The sequence below is a fragment of the Nonomuraea sp. KM90 genome, assembly GCF_052246675.1.
Classification (GTDB): domain Bacteria; phylum Actinomycetota; class Actinomycetes; order Streptosporangiales; family Streptosporangiaceae; genus Nonomuraea.
This window is the reverse complement of sequence record NZ_JBQQCB010000004.1, coordinates 273,543-290,771: the sequence shown is the minus strand read 5'-3', so window position 1 is coordinate 290,771 and position 17,229 is coordinate 273,543. Positions and strand designations below refer to the sequence as shown.

The window sequence follows — 17,229 nt, the reverse complement described above, 5'->3', positions numbered from 1 at the left end:
TCGGTCGTTCATGTAGACTCCGGGGTATGGCGGAGAGCAGAGAGGACGGCCGGCGCGAGCGCGGCCGGCGCAGCCGGGAGGCGATACTCGCGCAGGCGGTGTCGCTGGCCTCGGTGGACGGGCTCGACGGGCTCACCCTGGGCAGGCTGGCGGCCGCCGTTGGAGTGAGCAAGTCCGGATTTTTCGCCCATTGGCGGGATAAGGAGCAGCTCCAGCTCGACGCCGTCGAATGGGCCGCCCGCCAGTGGGTGGACGAGATCGTCAAGCCCGCGCTGCTGACACCGCCGGGCGTGGGCCGCGTCCTGGCCCTCCACGAGGCCCGCCTGCGCTTCTACGAGGCGAAGGTCCTGCCCGGCGGCTGCTTCTTCTTCGTGGCCCAGGTCGAGTTCGACGACCGCCCCGGGCCCGTGCGCGAGCGCGTCGCCAGAGCGCTGACCGACTGGCTCGGCCTGGTCGAGCGGGTCGTGCGCGAGGCGGTGGAGCTGGGCGAGCTGCCGGCTGACACCGACACGGCGCAGCTCGCGTACGAGATCGACGCGCTCGGCGAGGCCTCGATCACCCACTCGCGCCTGCTGGGCGGCGACAGCGGCACCTACGACCGGGCCCGTCGCGCCGTGCTGCGGCGGCTGCGGGCCCTGACCACCGACCCCACGCTCCTCCCGGAGGGCTGAACGTTGCCGGAAACCCGTCCCGCCCAGGTCCACTTCGACGACCTCGACGCCATGGGCCTGCTGCACAACTCGCGCTACGCCCTGCTCGTCGAGCGCGCGATCTCGGCCTTCTGGGCCGAGCAGGGCTGGAACTTCGACCCGGCGGTCTCCCGCTTCAAGGACGTCTACCTCGCCGTACGCGAGTTCAAGATCACCTATAACGCGCCCATCGTGGGGGCGGGCGAGGTCCTGGTGGACTTCTGGATGGACCGCATGGGCCGCACCAGCGGCGTCTACGGCTTCCGCGTCCTGTCCCCGGACCGCTCGGTCGTGCACGCCGAGGGCTACCGCGTGAACGTCAACCTCGACCCCGCCACCTTCCGCCCGGCGCCGTTCAGCTCGGAGCTGCGCGCCGCGGCCGAGCCCCTCCTGCTGCCCGCCGCCACCGGTTGAAAGCCTGACCCCGGCGTTCGACAAACATATCCGCGGGGTGTGCCTTTCGTGCGCGCGGCGATCCGGCGGGGTAAAACCGAGAATGTGACTAATGGAAACCGGAAAGCTGCGCGCGAAGTCGACGGCCGCCTTTATGTACGGTTCCAGGTCCGCTATTACGGACGGCTGGGCGTGCCGGTGGGCATCTTCGCCGCCTGCCATCACCTCCGCCACGGCGGCCGCCTCACCCCGGAGGACGACGAGTTGTTCACAGAGGTGGACGACTGGTTCCTCGCCCATTTGCCATATCCACCCTTTTACGCCGATGGAAACACCGTCCGCGCGGTCCCGTGGTTCAAGCCGAACGCGACCGACCTCATCGCCGCCCTGGCCCCCCTGGAGGACCTCCTCCATCGTTATGCCGTGCCGTACGACGTCGTACGCTCGCCCGACCCCGGGACGATCATCTACGAGGACGAATTCCAGATAGGCGTCCTGCCCTACGCCAGAATGGCCGGAGAAACCCGCATTAATTCCCCGGCCGGCGGGGGAAACGGCCGGCTGGATTCGCGTTACGCGCCGTACGAATGAGCGGCCGCCTCCGAGCGGCACCACCGTGAAACCTACACCCAGCACTAGTGCCCGCCCCTGTCACCAGCGGATACGGTCACAATGTGCTCAACAGGACCGCGCTGGAAGCCCTTACTCAGCGACCCATTCCGTTCCTCGCCTCGGCCTGGCCGTGGCGCAGCGCGGCGTACCTGATGTCCAGCGTCGTCCCGGGCGTGGCCGCCGGGCTCACGGCCGCGGCCGCCGTCAGCGGCACGCTCGTCTCCCCGGCGCTGGGCATCGCGGCGGGGCTGGCCGCCCTGGCCCTGCTCGTCCCGCTCATCGCCCCCTTCGAACGCCTCCGGCTCCGCCTCGTCGACGTCGCCCCCCTCCCCACGGCGCCGGACCGGCGCCGGCGGGAGGCCGGGCTGGCGATCATGACCGTGCTGGCGATGTGGTGGATCGACCTGGTCATGCTGGCGTTCACCATCGGCGGCCCGCTGGTGCTGGCCCTGTCCCCGATCCTGCAGCCCAGCGTGGCACCGCTGATCGGGGTCCTGGCCTTCGTCGCCGGGCTCCTGCTGTTCCCCGTCGCCGCGTACACGATCACCGCCTGGGGCGGTGCCAGAGGGGCCATGGTGCGGGCGATGCTGGCCCCGCAGAGCACCCAGCTCAACGAGGTGCTGCGGTCGCGGGCGCGGCTGGTGGACGCGTTCGAGATGGAGCGCCGCAGGATCGAGCGCGACTTGCACGACGGCGCCCAGCAGCGGCTGGTCGCCCTGTCGATGACGCTCGGCCTGGCCAGGCTGGACCTGCCCGGCGACTCCGAGACGGGCCGGCTCATCGGGCAGGCCCATGACGAGGCCAAGCAGGCGCTGGCCGAGCTGCGCGAGCTGATCAGAGGCGTGCACTCCCAGGTGCTCACCGACCGGGGGCTGGCGGCGGCGGTCCACGACGTGGCGGGGCGCTCGCCCGTGCCCGTCGACGTGCGGATCGACCTGCCGGGGCGCCTGCCCGCCCCGGTCGAGGTGACCGCCTACTACGTCGTCAGCGAGGCCCTCACCAACCTGACCAAGCACAGCCGGGCCGGCCGCGGCCTGGTCACCGGCCGGGTCGAGCGCGGCACGCTGGTCGTCGAGGTACGCGACGACGGCATCGGCGGTGCCGATCCGGGCAAGGGGACGGGGCTGACCGGACTGGCGGACCGGCTGGCCGTGGTCGGCGGGAGACTGTCACTGTCCAGCCCGGCCGGCGGCCCGACCCTCCTCCGGGTGGAGATTCCCGGCACATGACCAGGATGGAGATGAAGAGCCCGTGCGCGTGGTGATCGCCGAGGACGCCGTCCTCCTCCGTGAGGGCCTGGTGGGGCTGCTCGAACGTTTCGGCCACACCGTCGTCGCCTCCGTGGGCGACGCGCCGGCGCTGATCGAGGCCGTCGCCGAGCACCGCCCGGAGGCCGTGGTGACCGACGTGCGGATGCCGCCGGGCTTCTCCGACGAGGGGCTGCGGGCCGCCCTGGAGCTGCGGGCGCGGCACCCGGAGCTGGCGGTGCTGGTGCTCAGCCAGTACGTGGAGCAGACGTACGCGGCGGAGCTGCTCGAGTCGGGCGCCGGCGCCGGCATCGGCTACCTGCTCAAGGACCGCATCGGCGACATACGCGAGTTCGTGGACGCCCTCGACCGCGTGGCCGCCGGCGGCACGGTGGTGGACCCGGAGGTGGTGCGCCAGCTCCTGAGGCGGCGGCGCGACCCGCTGGGCCGGCTCACCCCGCGCGAGCAGGAGGTGCTCGGCCTGATCGCCGAGGGACGGTCGAACGCGTCGATCGCCAAGGAGCTGTTCGTCACGGAGGCGGCCGTGGCCAAGCACATCGCCAACATCTTCACCAAGCTCGACCTCCCGCCCGCGGCCGACGGGCACCGGCGGGTCCTGGCGGTGCTGACGTACTTAAGGGATTGATCACGACAAAAGTAGGCCGGAAAAGTAAAGTCGAGTGGCATGAACGAGCAGTGGCAGGAGGTCGGCGACCGGGTCTACGTGCGGCGGCACCAGTCGTTCGACCTGAACACGGGACTGGTCGTGGGCGACGGGCACTGCCTGGTGCTCGACACGCGCGGCTCCCACAGGGAGGCGGCGGACCTGATCGCGGCGATCCGGAAGGTCACCGCCTACCCGTGGACGGTCGTCAACAGCCACTCCCACTTCGACCACTACTTCGGCAACGCGCTCTTCCGCCCCGCCGAGATCTGGGCCCACGCCAGGTGCGCCGAGGAGATCGAGACGTACGGCGAGGAGCACCGCGCCGGCCTGATCGAGCACCGGCCGGAGCGGCGCGAGGAGCTGGAGGAGGTGACGATCGTGCCGCCGGACCAGACGTTCACGGCCGCGGCCGGCCTGGACATCGGCGGCCGCATCGTGCACTTGCGGCACTTCGGGCTCGGGCACAGCAGCAACGACATCGTCGCGCACGTGCCGGACGCGGGCGTGGTGTTCGCCGGGGACCTGGTGGAGGAGGGGGCGCCGCCGGCGTTCGGTGACTCGTACCCGCTGGACTGGCCCGCCACCGTCGCCGGCATGCTGGCGGAGATGCCCGAGCCGGTGATCGTGCCGGGGCACGGCGCGGTCGTGGACCGGGCGTACGCGCAGGCGCAGCACGCCGAGCTGGCCCTCGTGGCCGACCTCGCCAAGCGGGCCCACGTGGAGGGGCTGCGCGACGTGATCAGGCACTTCCCCTACCCCGAGGACGTCTCCCGACAGGCCATCGCCCGCGCCTTCATGCAACTCGACACCTGACCCCACGGCCCGTCCCCCTCGCCGCCCGCGCCCCGGAACCCGCCCGCTCCCCGGAACCCGCCCGCTCCCCGGAACCCGCCCGCTTCCCCGGACTCGCGCGTTCCCCCCGCCCCTCCTCCCATTCGCTCGACAGACTCGGCGCGCCCGCGTTATAGTGCATTTTGCAATATGGAGGGAGGCGCTATGGCGAGACGCCACGACCTGGTCGGCCTGACCGTGCTGGCCCTGCTCAGCGTCCGTCCCAGCCACCCCTACGAGCTGCACCGATTCATCGTCGACACGCACAAGGACTACATCACCGGCCTGCCCCGCAGCCTCTACCACGCGGTCGAGCGACTGGCCAAGGACGAGCTGATCGCCCCCGCCGGCACCGGCCGCGAGGGCCGCAGGCCCGAGCGCACGGTCTACGAGATCACCGGCGAGGGCCGCGAGGAGTTGCGCACCCGCCTGCGGCAGCTCCTGGAGAAGCCCGATCCCGACCGGCGCGCGTTCGTCGCGGCGGTCTCGCTCATCGGCTGCCTGCCGCTCACGGAGGCGCAACGCGCGCTCCGGGCCCGCGCGGCCACCATCGAGGGCCTGCTGGCCGGGATGGAGGCCCACCTCCGCGCCGTGGCCGACAGCGGCCTGCCCGCGATCCTCACGCTGGAGGTCGAGATCGAGCGGGCGCTCTACACGGCCGAGCTGAAATGGATCAAGGACCTGTTCGACCGCCTCGACAAGGGCGAGCTCGACTGGGAGACCACGATCGAGATGTAGGAGAAGAAACGGCCGCCAGGGTGCGCCAACACCCCGGCGGCCGGAAATCCGAACAAGGCGCCTGCCCTGCCCGAACTCGCATTCACAGGATAGGCGCCGCGACAGAGGGAGCAGTGCCATGTCCACAGAGATCGTCCGCCTGCTCGGGCGGATGGCCGAGACCTGGAACGCCGGCGACGCCGCGGGCTACGCCGGCCTGTTCACGGCGGACGCCGACTACATCACGTTCTTCGGCCTGCACCTGCGGGGCAGGCAGGCCATCGAGGAGACCCACCGGGAGCTGTTCAGGACCCCGATCAAGCTCACCGGGGGCGGTGGCGAGCCGGTGATCAGGCCGCTCACGGAGGACGTCGCCCTGGTGATCTCGGGCGGCTCCTCGTCGGTGGACGGCCGGCCCGATCCTGGCCGGGATTCGATGATCACGCTGACCGCGCTGCGCACGCCCGAGGGCTGGCGCTTCGCCTCCTTCCAGAACACCCGGGTGAGCCGGCCATGAGGAAGACGCTCATCACCGAGGTCGCCGGCGTGGTCGAGGCGCCCGTGGAGCCGGTGTGGCGGATCCTGCTCGGCGACCGCCCGGAGCACGAGACGAAGGTCGAGCTCGGCGAGCACACCGTCGCCTACCAGGGCGGCTGGTGGTACCGCGGCGAGTGGTCGGTCGCCCCCGACCCGGAGGGCACGCGCGTGGTGCACCGGGTCTACAACGTGGCCGAGTGGATGCGCTGGGGTGTTCCGCTGGCCAACCGGTTCTTCATCGGGTTCGACGAGCGCACGCGCACGGCGTTCGCCGACGGCCTGGCCCGCATCGGAACCCGGTTGGGGTGCCCGGCCCGGCTGGCCTGACCGGGGCCTAACCGCCGTGCAGGGGGAACCGCGCGACGAAGCCGGAGCCGTCGTACACGAGTGACCCCTCGTGCAGGAGCGCGATGTCACGCGCGATCGGCAATCCGAGCCCGGCCCCGCCCGCGTCCCTGGCCCGGGCCTCGTCCAGCCTGGTGAAGCGGTCGAACACGGCCTCCCGCTGCTCGGGCGGGATGCCGGGGCCGTCGTCGCGCACCTCCAGCACCGCCCGGTCCGCCTCGGCGGCCACCCGCACCCGTACGGTCGAGGCGGCGTGCCGCACGGCGTTGTCGGCCAGGTTCGTCACCAGGCGGTCGAGGTGCGCGCTCGACCCCTTCATCACCACGTCGGGCTCGACCTCCAGCTCCACCCGCACCTCCGGCCGCCGCCTGGCCCGCAGCGACGCCTCCGCCGCCACCTGGCCCAGGTCCAGCTCCTTCGCGCGCAGCGGCTCGCCCGCGTCCAGCTTGGCCAGCAGGAGGAGGTCGGCGGCCAGGGACTGCAGGCGTTCGACGTCGGCCAGGGCCTCCTTGGTGAGCTCGCTGGGCTCGGCCAGCTCCAGCCGGGCGCGCAGGGTCGCGATGGGGCTGCGCAGCTCGTGCGCGGCGTCGGCGACGAACCGCTTGTGCCGCTCCACGGCCGTCTCCAGCCGGTCGAGCGTGCCGTTCACGGTGGTCGCCAGCGCGGCGATCTCGTCCTTCGAGCGTGGTACGGGCACCCGCTGGTTCAGGTCGCGGGCCGTGATGTCGGCGACCTTGGCCCGGATCGCCGCCACGGGGTTGAGCGCGCGGCCCACGGAGAACCACGTCATCCCGGCCACCACGGCCAGCAGGGTCGGCACACCGGGCAGCAGCATGCCGTACAACGTGTGCAGCGCCTGCTCCGCGCCCTCCAGCGAGGCCCGCCCCCACACCATGGCGGGCCCGGCGGCGGTGGCCACCTTGACCCCGGCGACGGCGTACTCGCCCGGCTGGGCCCACTCCGCGGTCGAAGCCACCTTCTCCTCGGTCAGCAGGACGTCCTTGTCGACGAACCGCGCCACCGTCCCGTCGACCAGGTACACCTGCCCGTTGACCTTCTCCAGCCTCTCGGCCGGAGCCATCTCCCCGGGGGGCAGGGCCCTCGTCGGCTCCGTGCCGAAGGGCCCCATCTGCAGCGTCTTCGCGTACGGTGCCGCCTCCGAGGCCTTCTTGGCCGCCTCGGCGTCGGCGCTGCTCACCAGGCTGCTGCGCAGCACCACCACCATCACCAGCGCCGCCACTCCCAGGGCGAGGGCCACCACGAGCGTGGCCGCCGCGGTCGCCCGCAGCCGCACGGAGGAGAGCCCCGTCGCCGGCGCGGGCAGCCGCAGCGAGGCGAGCCCCGCCGGCATCCGCGGCCGGATCACGCTGCCTCCAGCCGGTACCCGGCCCCGCGGACCGTCATGAGCGTCGTCCTCCCGAAGGGCAGGTCGATCTTGCGGCGCAGGGCGCTGATGTAGACCTCGACGATGTTCGGGTCGCCGTCGTAGGAGAAGTCCCACGCCTGGGCCAGCAGCTCGCTCTTGGAGACCACCTCACCGGGCCGGCGCGCCAGCGCGTGCAGCACCGCGAACTCCTTCGGCGTCAGCCCGATGTCCACCTCGCCCCTGCGGCAGCGCAGCCCGGCCGGATCGATCACGAGGTCGCCCACGTTGATCGACACCGGCCGCTCCCGCCCGCCCCGCCGCACCAGCGCGCGCAGCCTGGCCAGCAGCACCACGTACGAGAACGGCTTGGCCAGGTAGTCGTCGGCCCCGTTGTCCAGCGCCTCGGCCTCGTCGTAGATGCCGTCCTTGGCCGTGAGCATCATGATCGGCGTCCAGTCGCCCGCCTCGCGCAGCCTGGAGCAGACGGCGTACCCGTTCATCCTGGGCAGCATCACGTCCAGGACGATCACGTCGTAGGCGTTCTCGGTGGCCATCCACAGCCCGTCGCGCCCGTCGTGGGCCACGTCCACCGCGAAGCCCTCGCCCGCCAGCCCGCCCTTGACCAGGTCGGCCAGCCGCTCCTCGTCCTCCACCAATAAGACTCGCACGCTGTCCAGAGTGCCTCAGCGGACCTAAAGCCAACCTGAAGATCATTTAGGGCCTCTTCAGGGTCGCTTCAGGTAGCACGCGCCAGGCTCGGGGCGTTCGATCGCACCCCATTGAGGAGAATCCATGTTCAAGCGTCGTCTCGCGGTGCTCGGCGCCGTCGCCGTGCTCGCCATCACCGGCCTGGCCGGCTCGGCCATGGCAGACGAGCCCGCTCCCACGGCCGGCTCGAAGGTGGTCTGCACGACCAGCGACGGCACGACCATCGAGCTCACGGAGGCGTTGCCGGCCAAGAAGGGCATCGTGACCAAGCGCGAGGGAAAGGTGATCGTCGCGCCGGACGGCACTCCCTCCGAGGCGGTCAAGGTCGAGGATCTCCCTGAGGGCGTGGAGCCGGGTGAGATCAAGAAGCACGTGCTCGAGCCGGGGGACAAGGCGGAGGCGGTGCCCGCCCTGCCCGCTCTGCCCGCCGAGCCGGGGGACATGGTCCAGTTCGGCGACGGCCAGGCCCCGCCGGAGGGCACGGCCAAGACCGTCAAGATCACCTGCAAGAAGCCGGAGTAGTCACCCGGTGAACGACGGGTGCGGCCCCAGGGCCCAGTACTCGTAGAGCCCGTGGCCCACGAGCCCGTCGTACTCGAAGCGCCCGACGGCGTCCACCAGGCCCCACATCCTGGCGGCGTCGTCGGGCAGCCGGTACGTCACGCCCTGCACGACGGGCCCCTCGCCCTGGTACATCCCGTGGCGCCACTCCTGCTCCAGCCCGTAGCCGGTGCCGACCATGAGATGCACCGGCAGCAGCGGCGTACAGCGCACGTCGAACGGCTTCCCGCCGGGCGGCGCGAACGTGATCGTGGCCTCGACGACGTCGCGGGTGCCGGGGGCGTAGACCGGGCGGTACTCCGGTCTGCCGAGGTATTCCTCCTCCCGGCCGTCGGACCACACGCGGACGGCCTCCTCCAGCATCCGCCGGCCCCGCTCGTCCTCCTGGATGATGCAGAGGATGGCGTGGTCGTCGAACCGCATGGGCGTGTAGAGCCAGTAGAACGTGCCGGAGTTCTTGGCCTGGATGCCGGGCGGCTCGGGCTCGCCGACGGGCCTGATGCCCCAGCTGCGGTCTCTGGTGCCCATCCAGCGATCGGGGGTGACCGGTATGTCCTCATCACCGATCCTGATATTTCCGGACCACTGCCCAGTCTGCGCCAGGCGTACGGAGTCGAACACCACCCGCTCCTGCCACCGCAGGAAGTGCCGGGGCTCCAGCACGGCCGGGATCGTGCCCTCCCACAGGAGGTCGAAGGACAGGCCGTGCTCGTTCGGCTCCAGGACCACCCTGAGCCGCTTGAGCCCTTCGACGACCTCGACGCGGAAGGGGCCGACCCGGGTGTCCATCCGGTCGGCGCCCAGCTCGCGGGAGGCCCGTACGACGCGGTGCACATCCGGCGTGCGCACGCAGGCGAAGGCGTCGGTGACGCCGAGGTTGGGGTACTGGCCGAGGCCGACGATCAGCATGAGCTCGTCGGAGGCGGCGTGGCAGTTGAAGTAGTAGCGGTCGTAGAAGTTGCGGTCGCCGGTGGTCACGTGCCGCATGACCTGCGCGGCCTGGTGCACGGGATAGTCGTCGAGGGGTGACAGCGCCATGCCCCGGGTTGTAGCAAGCGCTTGGTCTTACGTCAACAGTCCCCCGGAGACGGCGAAGCGCGCCCCCGTTCCGGTACGAGGGCGCGCTTCCCGGCGGAATCACGACATCTTGCGAGACGCTTCATCCGCTCTGTTCGACACGTTGGCCGCCATTCGGTCCGCGGACTCCGAAGTCCTGTCCGCCTTCTCATTGACCCAACGTGAGGCATCGGAGGCGGAGTCCTTCATGTGCTCGGTCCACTGCTGTGCGTTGCGGCGGTAGAACATGTAACCGATCGTCCCCACCGCGAGGCCGGTCAGCAGCATGAACATCGGCCACCGCCTCGACCGTGACGGCGTGGGATCGATCTTCCTGGCGGCCGTGGTCAGCATCGAGCTGACCCGCGGTGCCACCTGGTCCTCGAACCCGTGCGCCGCGGACTCCAGCCGCGGCGCCGCCCAGTAGCGGGCGTCTTCGATGCGCTGGGCGGCGACCACTTTGGCCTGGTCCGCCATCGGCGCCATGCGTTGGCCGGTGTGTACGGCCCGGGCCTTCACTCGGCCCATCCACGTGGCGGGTATTTCTATGACCACGCGGCGTCTTCTCAGTGTCAGGGACACGACAACCTCCCCTGTCGTTGGGGCCCCGAGCCTGACCTTCCCTGGACAAGGCGGCTCAATCATGGCCGTCCATGGGAGGATGGCTCGGAAGGCCCTTAGGGCCATAGTCCACAAAACATCACAGAACCAACCCTGTGCATAGAGGGGGGCAGCTGTCTCGTGGCTGAGAAGCTGATCGCAAACCTGCAGACCAACCGCGGCAATATCAAGGTAGAGCTCTTTCCCACCAAGGCGCCGAAAACGGTACGGAACTTCGTCGAGCTGGCTGAAGGCTCCCGCGAATGGACGCACCCGGGCACCGGCGAGAAGAGCACCGGCCGCTACTACGACGGCACGATCTTCCACCGGGTCATCTCCGGTTTCATGATTCAGGGCGGTGACCCGCTGGGCCAGGGCATCGGCGGCCCGGGCTACGAGTTCGACGACGAGATCCACCCGGACCTCTACTTCAACCGGCCCTACCTGCTGGCCATGGCCAACGCGGGCATCCGCTTCGGCAAGGGCACCAACGGCTCGCAGTTCTTCATCACGGTCGTGCCGACGCCGCACCTCAACGGCAAGCACTCCATCTTCGGCGAGGTCATCGAGGGCCAGGACGTCGTCGACGCCATCGCCAAGACCCGTACCGACCGCCGCGACCGGCCGGCCGAGGACGTCGTCCTGGAGTCGGTCACCATCGACCGCGTCCCCGCCTGACCCCGGCGGAGCCGGCCCCCCGCCGTACCCCCTCCTGACGGGGCACGGCGGGGTGCGGAGGCCCGCGGCGGCCGGCGGTGGAGAGGCCACGCGGCATGCCCGCACAAGCCATAGGCTTTCGGTCATGACCAGCCAGCCGCCGCCGCCCCCGCAGCCCGAGCAGCCCGCTGAGGCGGTGCCCACGTGCTACCGGCACCCCGACAGGGAGACCTGGGTCCGCTGCCAGCGTTGTGAGCGTCCCATCTGCCCCGACTGCATGCGTGACGCGGCGGTCGGCTTCCAGTGCCCCGAGTGCGTGGCCGCGGGCAACAAGGGCATCCGCCAGGCCAGGTCCACGTTCGGCGGCAACGTCGTACGCACGCCGATCGTCACCTACGCCATCCTGGTCATCAACGTCCTGGTCTTCGGCGGCCAATATCTCAGCGACGCGATCGTCGGCCAGCTCGCCATGTGGCCCGCCGGCGTGGCCCTGGGCGACCAGTACTACCGCCTGATCAGCGCGGCCTTCGTGCACGGCGGAGTTTTCCACATCCTGTTCAACTGCTGGGCGCTCTATGTGATCGGCCCCTACCTGGAGCGCGCCTTCGGCCACGTCCGCTACACCGCGCTCTACCTGATCAGCGCGCTCGGCGGCTCGGTGCTGGGCCTCTGGCTCGACCCGCTCACCCAGCCCACCGTCGGCGCCTCCGGGGCCATCTTCGGCCTCTTCGGCGCGGTGTTCGTGGTGGGCCGCAAGCTCAACTTCGACGTGCGCGGCATCGCCGTGCTCATCGTGATCAACCTGGCGATCACGTTCCTGGTCCCGGGCATCAGCTGGACCGGGCACATCGGCGGGCTGATCACCGGATCGCTGCTCGCGGGCGCGCTGGCCTACGCCCCCAAGAACAACCGGACCCTCTGGCAGGTGCTGGTGATCGCGGGAGCGCTGGCGGTGCTGGCCGTGCTCGTGATGGTCAGAGTTTCGGCCATCCTGAGCGCGGCCTAGCTTCCCCAGGCTGTGGAAAAGACTGTGGAAAGAACTAACGCCAGCGGGTGGAAAGAACCACACCGAAGATGATGAAAACAAACCCGATCAGCAGGTTCCAGTTCTGGAGGTCGCTGAAGAACGGCGCCTGCGGTGCGACGTAGTAGATCGCGATCCACAGGATGCCGACGATCCATGCGACGACCATCGTGGGTGCCAGCCAGCGCGGGCTGACCTTGACCTGCTGAGATCTCTGCGGCGGGGTGTAAACCGCCTTCTTGCGAGCCTTGGACTTGGGCACTGGGTAACTCCTGCTGAGGGCCTGGGCATCCGGATCGTCCACAGGCTCTTCGTTAAGCGTAGTTGAAGCGTGCCCCAGGATAGTCGCCACGCGCACGACATGGCGATCCCCAGGGGCCCTATCGTGGCCGAATACGCTGATCGGATGCGGGCCACGCTCCGGGCCGTGGGGGAGACCAGCATCACCGCGGGCCTGATCCTCATGCTGTTCTGCGCCTACCTGCTCTGGGGCACCGGCGCCTACACCGAGAGCCGGCAACTGCTGCTCCAGCGCGAGCTGGCCGCGAAAGACCGGGGCCGCCTCGACCGGATCGAGCCCGGCCAGGCCCTCGCCCTGCTGCGCATCCCCGAGCTCGGCCCCGACTACCGGTACGCGGTGATCGAGGGCGTCGGCGCCGCGCAGCTCAGGAAGGGCCCGGGCCACTACCCCGACAGCGCCATGCCGGGCCAGGTCGGCAACTTCGTCCTGTCGGGGCACCGCACCACGTACGCGGCCCCGTTCAACGAGCTCGACGAGCTCGAACCCGACGACGAGATCGTCGTGGAGACCCGCGAGGCGCGCTACACCTACCGCGTGACGTCCCAGGACATCGTGCGGCCCGACGAGGTCGACGTGCTCGCCCCCGTGCCCGGCAAGCCCGGTCTCCGTCCCGTCCGCGCCCACATCACGCTGTCCACCTGCCACCCCGAATACTCCGCCGCCGAGCGGCTCATCGTGCACGGCGTCCTCCAGCGGAGCGAACCCCGCGAGGAGTGACATGTACGCCTGGCTCTGGCGCAAGCTCCCCGGCCGCCCGCTCATCCGGGCCCTGACGGCCGCCGTGCTGGTCGCCGTGGCGGTGGCCGTACTCTGGTATGTCGTGTTCCCGTTCCTGGAGCCCCTGGTGACGCTGGACGAGGTGACGGTGAGGAAATGAGCCGCGTGCTCGTCGTGGACAACCACGACAGCTTCGTGCACACCATCGTGCAATACCTACGCGAGCTGGGCGCCGAGTGCGACGTGCGGCCGCGCGACGACGTACGCGTCCACGACGCCGACGGCTTCGACGGCGTCCTCATCAGCCCCGGCCCCGGCACACCCGAGGCGGCCGGCGTGAGCGTCCCCCTGGTCCACCACGCGGCCGTGAGCAACCGGCCGCTGCTCGGCGTCTGTCTGGGCCACCAGGCCATCGCCATCGCCTACGGCGCCACCGTGGCCCGCGCGCCCGAGCTCTTCCACGGGCAGACCAGCGCCATCTCCCACGACGGCAGGGGCGTCTTCGAGGACCTGCCCTCACCCGTGCTGATGACCCGCTACCACTCCCTGGCCGTGCTGCCCGAGACCGTGCCCCAGGTGCTCGACGTGACCGCCCGCACGGACGACGGCGTCATCATGGGCCTGCGGCACCGCGTGGCGCCCATCGAGGGCATCCAGTTCCACCCCGAGTCCGTGCTGTCCGAGCACGGCCACCGGCTGCTGCGGAATTGGCTGCGCGAAATCTTGTAACAAACGTCTCGCGTAGAGCGACGTACAAGTGAGCGTCCCCGCCGTTGCCCCCGAGCGGCGGGGGCGTTCTTTGTTTTCCGCAGGTCTTCCCCCAGCAGCACGGAGAAGGGCCGCCCCGGAGGGCGGCCCTTCCGCGCGTGCGGGACGTGCCGGGCTCAGCCGCCCACGCCGCCGCCACCGAGGCCGTCATCACCGATCGGGTTGTCCTCGGTCGGCTCGTCCGACGGGAAGTCGTCGGTCGGCTCGTCCGTCGGGACGTCCTCAGTCGGGAAGTCGGTGTTGGCGGGTGGCGCCGTGTCCTCGGGGCCGGTGGACACCACGATCGTGACCGTCGTGTTCGCCGGGTATTTGGTGCCCTCGCCCGGGTTCTGCTGGACGACCGTGCCCTCGGGCTCGTTGCTGGACTGCTCGGAGACCTTGACCTTGAAGCCGGCGGACTTGAGCTGGGCGGTGGCGTCCTCCACGGTCAGGCCGATCACGCTGGGCACCTCACCCAGCTCCTTCGGGATGAAGAGGGTGACCGTGCCGCCCTTCTCGACCTCAGCGCCGGCCTTGGGCTCGGTGGCGATGACCGTGCCCTGCGGCCTGCTGGAGTTTCTGGTCTTGATGACGCCGCGCAGCTCGTTCTCCTCCAGGAGCTTGGTGGCCTCCTCCTGGGACAGGCCGACCAGCCCGTCAGGAACCTTGATCTTCTCCGTGCCCTTGGAGACGACCAGCTTGACCGTCGACTCCTTGTCGACCTTGGTGTTCTCGGCGGGCTCCGTCTTGATCACGGCGCCCTTCTCGATGTCGGAGCTGAACTCCTGCACCACCTGCACGTTGAGCCCGAGCCCCTTGAGCTGGTCCTCGGCGTACTGCCGCTCCTGCGAGGCGAGGGACGGGATCGTCACCTGTGTGTCGGTCGGCGTGTCCTTGCCGCCGAAGACCATGTAGCCGACCGTGATGAAGCCACCGATGATCAGCAGCGGGATGATGACCCACAACGCGGTCTTGACGGCGTTGTTGCCGCCGCCTCCCGCCCGGCGCCGGCCCCCGCGGCCACCACCGCCGTCACCGTCGCCGTAGTCGTAAGGCGGGATCGCGCCCGTGCGCTGCGTGGCCGGGCCGGCGGCCGACTGGGTCGCGGTCATCATGCGCGTGCCCTGGCCCATGTTGCCGGACATCGCCATCGTCTGCGCGTCGGTCGGCATGCCGGACATCGCCCGCTGGATGTCGGCCCGCATCTCGCTCGCGTTCTGGTAGCGGTGCGCCGGGTCCTTGGCCATGGCCTTGAGCACGATCGCGTCGGCCCACGGCGGGATGTCGCGGTCGATCTGCGACGGCGGGATGGGCTCCTCGCGCACGTGCTGGTAGGCGATCGCGACCGGGGAGTCGCCGGTGAACGGCGGCTGGCCGGTGAGCAGCTCGTACAGCACGCAGCCGGTGGAGTAGATGTCGCTGCGCGCGTCGACCCGCTCGCCCCGCGCCTGCTCGGGCGACAGGTATTGGGCGGTGCCGATCACCTGCGCCGTCTGCGTCATCGTGGCCGCCGAGTCGGCCATCGCGCGCGCGATGCCGAAGTCCATCACCTTGACGTCGCCCGCCCGCGTGATCATCACGTTGGCCGGCTTGATGTCACGGTGCACGATGCCGCCGCGGTGGCTGTAGTCGAGCGCCCGCAGGATCCCGTCCACCAGCTCCACCGCGCGCTCGGGCAGCAGCCGCCGGTCCTGGCGCAGCAGGTCGCGCAGCGTCCTGCCGTCGACGAACTCCATCACGATGTACGGCACGGGGGTGCCGTCGGTGGCATCCTCGCCGGTGTCGTAGACCGCGACGACGGCCGGGTGGTTCAGGGAGGCCGCCGACTGCGCCTCACGGCGGAACCGGGCCTGGAAGGTGTGGTCACGCGCCAGGTCGGAGCGGAGGGTCTTGATCGCGACTATGCGGTCCAGCCGGATGTCTCGGGCGCGATACACCTCGGCCATGCCGCCGCGCCCGACGACACCGTCGAGCTCGTAACGACCTCCGAGTAGCCGAGGCTGAGTCATTTCCTGCACTGTCCCTTACCGTTCATCTTGGGTACCGGCCTGCTCGGGGGGCCGCCGGTGTCCATCATCGACCCCATAGCGCATCACGTCTCCTCTTTGGGCGGGTTTGTATCACCCGGGTCCGGCGAGGCGGTAGGTGTCGGAGTTGTGGGTGAAGTGGTGGGCGTTGGGGTCGGGGTGGGCGTAGGGGTTCGGGTGGTCGGCGTCGGTTTCGGTGTCGGCTTCTTGGTAGGAGTTGCCGACTTGCTTACCGTAGCCGAACGCGAGGGTATCGGCCTCGGTGACTTCACCGGAACCACCGGAGGTCGCCGCGTGCGCGTTTTGGTCTTCGTCGGTCTGACCTGATCGGGCGGCGGCGCCACCGTCGCGGACCCGGACGGCTCGGCCACCTCGGGCTTCGGCGCCGGCGGCTGCCGGTCGGCGAACGTGATGGCGGTGAGCCCCACCGCCGCCACGCAGCCCGCCGTGGCGACCAGGGCCAGCGTCCGGGCGCCCTTGTGCCGCTTGCCTCCCGGCCGTTCCTGCAGCGTGGTGGCCCGAGGGAGGTTGTCGGTCTCCCGCTCGTCCTCGGGGGCCGGCTCGCGTACCCGGAAGCCCCCCGGGTCGGTGAGCATGCTGAGCTCGGCGCCGTGCTCGACGGTGGCCAGCGACTCGCGCAGCACGTATGCCCGGTCGGCCACCTCCAGCGCCGTGGCCGGGCGCTGCTCGGGCTCCTTGGCCAGCAGCGCCATGACCAGCTCACGCACCGGCGCGGGCACGTCCACGCCGAGCGGCGGCGGCTGCTCGTTGAGGTGCTGCAGCGCGATCGCCACCTGGCTGTCCGCCCGGAACGGCGTGCGCCCCGCCAGGCACTCGTACGCCACCACGCCCAGCGAGTAGAGGTCGGTCGCCGGAGTGAGCGGGAAGCCCTGCGCCTGCTCGGGGCTGACGTATTGGGCTGTGCCCAGCACGGTGCCGGTCTGCGTCACCGGCGCCGCCTCCAGGGCGCGCGCGATGCCGAAGTCCGTCACCTTGATGGTCCCCTCGGGGGTGACCAGCAGGTTGCCGGGCTTGATGTCGCGGTGGATGATCCCGGCGGAGTGGGCCGCGTGCAGCGCCTTGGCCGTCTGGTGCACCACGTCGAGCGCCACCTCGGGCCCGATGGCGCCGTTACGCGCCAGGATGGCCGACAGCGGCTCGCCGTGCACCAGCTCCATGACGAGGTAGGCCACGTCGCTCTGCTCGCCGTAGTCGAAGATCTGCGCCACTCCGGGGTCGGCCAGTGCCGCGGTGATCCGGGCCTCGTTCCGGAACCGCTCCCGGAACGTGAGGTCGGCGTAGATGTGGCTGCGCAGGATCTTCACCGCGACTTCGCGCCCGAGCAACTCGTCACGGGCACGCCACACCTCTCCCATACCGCCCGTGGCGATGCGGGAGAGCAGGAGATAGCGGTTACGGAGCCGCAT

At 70.5% G+C, this 17,229-nt stretch carries 22 protein-coding genes; 15 read left to right on the top strand and 7 right to left on the bottom strand.

The genetic code is table 11. The features are described 5' to 3' along the window. The first annotated feature begins 26 nt into the window (after positions 1 to 26). The 9 genes from ACTWPW_RS07725 (at position 27) to ACTWPW_RS07685 (ending at position 6,020) form a co-directional block, all read left to right on the top strand. Positions 27 to 671: a TetR/AcrR family transcriptional regulator gene (locus ACTWPW_RS07725; RefSeq protein WP_375110378.1), complete on the top strand. Its 645-nt coding sequence runs from the start codon at positions 27 to 29 to the stop codon at positions 669 to 671. Between the two features lie 3 nt (positions 672 to 674). Further along, the gene (locus ACTWPW_RS07720) at positions 675 to 1,103 is read left to right on the top strand and encodes an acyl-CoA thioesterase (RefSeq protein WP_443168281.1); all 429 of its coding nucleotides are present in this window, start codon (positions 675 to 677) and stop codon (positions 1,101 to 1,103) included. A 48-nt stretch (positions 1,104 to 1,151) separates the two neighbouring features. Beyond that, positions 1,152 to 1,673, top strand: coding sequence for a hypothetical protein (locus ACTWPW_RS07715; protein WP_443168280.1), 522 nt, complete (start codon positions 1,152 to 1,154; stop codon positions 1,671 to 1,673). An 83-nt stretch (positions 1,674 to 1,756) separates the two neighbouring features. Beyond that, on the top strand, positions 1,757 to 2,923 hold the full coding sequence (locus ACTWPW_RS07710; RefSeq protein ID WP_443168279.1) for a sensor histidine kinase: 1,167 nt from the start codon (positions 1,757 to 1,759) through the stop codon (positions 2,921 to 2,923). Between the two features lie 22 nt (positions 2,924 to 2,945). Continuing rightward, positions 2,946 to 3,587, top strand: coding sequence for a response regulator transcription factor (locus ACTWPW_RS07705; protein WP_364111425.1), 642 nt, complete (start codon positions 2,946 to 2,948; stop codon positions 3,585 to 3,587). Between the two features lie 39 nt (positions 3,588 to 3,626). Next, entirely contained in the window at positions 3,627 to 4,421 is a 795-nt protein-coding gene (locus ACTWPW_RS07700) for an MBL fold metallo-hydrolase (RefSeq protein WP_443168278.1), read from the top strand. 183 nt (positions 4,422 to 4,604) lie between these two features. Beyond that, positions 4,605 to 5,177, top strand: coding sequence for a PadR family transcriptional regulator (locus ACTWPW_RS07695; protein ID WP_364111421.1), 573 nt, complete (start codon positions 4,605 to 4,607; stop codon positions 5,175 to 5,177). 118 nt (positions 5,178 to 5,295) lie between these two features. Continuing rightward, positions 5,296 to 5,673, top strand: a complete 378-nt coding sequence (locus ACTWPW_RS07690; protein WP_375110371.1) for an SgcJ/EcaC family oxidoreductase — start codon at positions 5,296 to 5,298, stop codon at positions 5,671 to 5,673. After that, complete coding sequence (locus tag ACTWPW_RS07685; RefSeq protein WP_443168277.1) at positions 5,670 to 6,020, top strand: hypothetical protein; 351 nt, start codon at positions 5,670 to 5,672, stop codon at positions 6,018 to 6,020. The genes ACTWPW_RS07690 and ACTWPW_RS07685 overlap by 4 nt, the downstream gene beginning before the upstream one ends. A 7-nt stretch (positions 6,021 to 6,027) precedes the next feature. On the opposite strand, the gene ACTWPW_RS07680 is transcribed toward ACTWPW_RS07685, so the two are convergent. Both ACTWPW_RS07680 and ACTWPW_RS07675 read right to left on the bottom strand, forming a co-directional pair. Continuing rightward, complete coding sequence (locus ACTWPW_RS07680) at positions 6,028 to 7,404, bottom strand: sensor histidine kinase (protein WP_443168276.1); 1,377 nt, start codon at positions 7,402 to 7,404, stop codon at positions 6,028 to 6,030. Further along, positions 7,401 to 8,072 carry a response regulator transcription factor gene (locus ACTWPW_RS07675; protein ID WP_364111413.1) on the bottom strand — a complete coding sequence of 224 codons (672 nt, stop codon included), beginning with the start codon at positions 8,070 to 8,072 and terminating at the stop codon, positions 7,401 to 7,403. Before ACTWPW_RS07675 ends, ACTWPW_RS07680 begins: the two co-directional genes overlap by 4 nt. A 124-nt stretch (positions 8,073 to 8,196) precedes the next feature. Here ACTWPW_RS07675 and ACTWPW_RS07670 point away from each other — a divergent pair, with 124 nt between their 5' ends. After that, the gene (locus ACTWPW_RS07670) at positions 8,197 to 8,634 is read left to right on the top strand and encodes a hypothetical protein (protein WP_375110368.1); all 438 of its coding nucleotides are present in this window, start codon (positions 8,197 to 8,199) and stop codon (positions 8,632 to 8,634) included. Here ACTWPW_RS07670 and ACTWPW_RS07665 read toward each other — a convergent pair whose 3' ends face one another. Further along, entirely contained in the window at positions 8,635 to 9,711 is a 1,077-nt protein-coding gene (locus ACTWPW_RS07665; protein WP_443168275.1) for a hypothetical protein, read from the bottom strand. It lies immediately after the preceding gene. 99 nt (positions 9,712 to 9,810) lie between these two features. After that, a complete protein-coding gene (locus tag ACTWPW_RS07660) occupies positions 9,811 to 10,248 on the bottom strand; it encodes a YtxH domain-containing protein (protein WP_375110366.1) in 438 nt (145 codons plus the stop codon). A 222-nt stretch (positions 10,249 to 10,470) separates the two neighbouring features. On the opposite strand from ACTWPW_RS07660, the gene ACTWPW_RS07655 reads away from it, so the two are divergent. Together ACTWPW_RS07655 and ACTWPW_RS07650 are read left to right on the top strand one after the other, a co-directional pair. Then, positions 10,471 to 11,007, top strand: coding sequence for a peptidylprolyl isomerase (locus ACTWPW_RS07655; RefSeq protein WP_375110365.1), 537 nt, complete (start codon positions 10,471 to 10,473; stop codon positions 11,005 to 11,007). A 124-nt stretch (positions 11,008 to 11,131) separates the two neighbouring features. Continuing rightward, positions 11,132 to 11,992, top strand: a complete 861-nt coding sequence (locus ACTWPW_RS07650) for a rhomboid family intramembrane serine protease (RefSeq protein ID WP_443168274.1) — start codon at positions 11,132 to 11,134, stop codon at positions 11,990 to 11,992. 34 nt (positions 11,993 to 12,026) lie between these two features. On the opposite strand, the gene ACTWPW_RS07645 is transcribed toward ACTWPW_RS07650, so the two are convergent. After that, positions 12,027 to 12,272 carry a cell division protein CrgA gene (locus ACTWPW_RS07645; protein WP_364111401.1) on the bottom strand — a complete coding sequence of 82 codons (246 nt, stop codon included), beginning with the start codon at positions 12,270 to 12,272 and terminating at the stop codon, positions 12,027 to 12,029. Positions 12,273 to 12,416: 144 nt separating this feature from the next. Here ACTWPW_RS07645 and ACTWPW_RS07640 point away from each other — a divergent pair, with 144 nt between their 5' ends. From ACTWPW_RS07640 to ACTWPW_RS07630, 3 genes are read left to right on the top strand one after another with little or no spacing between them, the layout of a single operon-like run. Further along, positions 12,417 to 13,028, top strand: coding sequence for a class E sortase (locus ACTWPW_RS07640; RefSeq protein WP_443168273.1), 612 nt, complete (start codon positions 12,417 to 12,419; stop codon positions 13,026 to 13,028). Position 13,029: 1 nt separating this feature from the next. After that, positions 13,030 to 13,188, top strand: coding sequence for a hypothetical protein (locus ACTWPW_RS07635; RefSeq protein ID WP_375110362.1), 159 nt, complete (start codon positions 13,030 to 13,032; stop codon positions 13,186 to 13,188). Further along, positions 13,185 to 13,757, top strand: coding sequence for an anthranilate synthase component II (locus ACTWPW_RS07630; RefSeq protein WP_375110361.1), 573 nt, complete (start codon positions 13,185 to 13,187; stop codon positions 13,755 to 13,757). Before ACTWPW_RS07635 ends, ACTWPW_RS07630 begins: the two co-directional genes overlap by 4 nt. A 155-nt stretch (positions 13,758 to 13,912) precedes the next feature. On the opposite strand, the gene pknB is transcribed toward ACTWPW_RS07630, so the two are convergent. Together pknB and ACTWPW_RS07620 are read right to left on the bottom strand one after the other, a co-directional pair. Then, positions 13,913 to 15,784 (bottom strand): Stk1 family PASTA domain-containing Ser/Thr kinase, encoded by a 1,872-nt coding sequence (pknB, locus tag ACTWPW_RS07625; protein ID WP_443168272.1) that lies wholly within the window; start codon positions 15,782 to 15,784, stop codon positions 13,913 to 13,915. 83 nt (positions 15,785 to 15,867) lie between these two features. Further along, entirely contained in the window at positions 15,868 to 17,229 is a 1,362-nt protein-coding gene (locus ACTWPW_RS07620; protein WP_375110359.1) for a serine/threonine-protein kinase, read from the bottom strand.

Coding starts and splice junctions, on each gene's coding strand:
- ACTWPW_RS07725 (WP_375110378.1), top strand. CDS start 27: ATGGCGGAGAGCAGAGAGGACGGCCGGCGCGAGCGCGGCCGGCGCAGC.
- ACTWPW_RS07700 (WP_443168278.1), top strand. CDS start 3,627: ATGAACGAGCAGTGGCAGGAGGTCGGCGACCGGGTCTACGTGCGGCGG.
- ACTWPW_RS07695 (WP_364111421.1), top strand. CDS start 4,605: ATGGCGAGACGCCACGACCTGGTCGGCCTGACCGTGCTGGCCCTGCTC.
- ACTWPW_RS07690 (WP_375110371.1), top strand. CDS start 5,296: ATGTCCACAGAGATCGTCCGCCTGCTCGGGCGGATGGCCGAGACCTGG.
- ACTWPW_RS07685 (WP_443168277.1), top strand. CDS start 5,670: ATGAGGAAGACGCTCATCACCGAGGTCGCCGGCGTGGTCGAGGCGCCC.
- ACTWPW_RS07670 (WP_375110368.1), top strand. CDS start 8,197: ATGTTCAAGCGTCGTCTCGCGGTGCTCGGCGCCGTCGCCGTGCTCGCC.
- ACTWPW_RS07665 (WP_443168275.1), bottom strand. CDS start 9,711: ATGGCGCTGTCACCCCTCGACGACTATCCCGTGCACCAGGCCGCGCAG.
- ACTWPW_RS07650 (WP_443168274.1), top strand. CDS start 11,132: ATGACCAGCCAGCCGCCGCCGCCCCCGCAGCCCGAGCAGCCCGCTGAG.
- ACTWPW_RS07640 (WP_443168273.1), top strand. CDS start 12,417: ATGCGGGCCACGCTCCGGGCCGTGGGGGAGACCAGCATCACCGCGGGC.
- ACTWPW_RS07635 (WP_375110362.1), top strand. CDS start 13,030: ATGTACGCCTGGCTCTGGCGCAAGCTCCCCGGCCGCCCGCTCATCCGG.
- ACTWPW_RS07630 (WP_375110361.1), top strand. CDS start 13,185: ATGAGCCGCGTGCTCGTCGTGGACAACCACGACAGCTTCGTGCACACC.
- pknB (WP_443168272.1), bottom strand. CDS start 15,784: ATGACTCAGCCTCGGCTACTCGGAGGTCGTTACGAGCTCGACGGTGTC.
- ACTWPW_RS07620 (WP_375110359.1), bottom strand. CDS start 17,229: ATGCGGCTCCGTAACCGCTATCTCCTGCTCTCCCGCATCGCCACGGGC.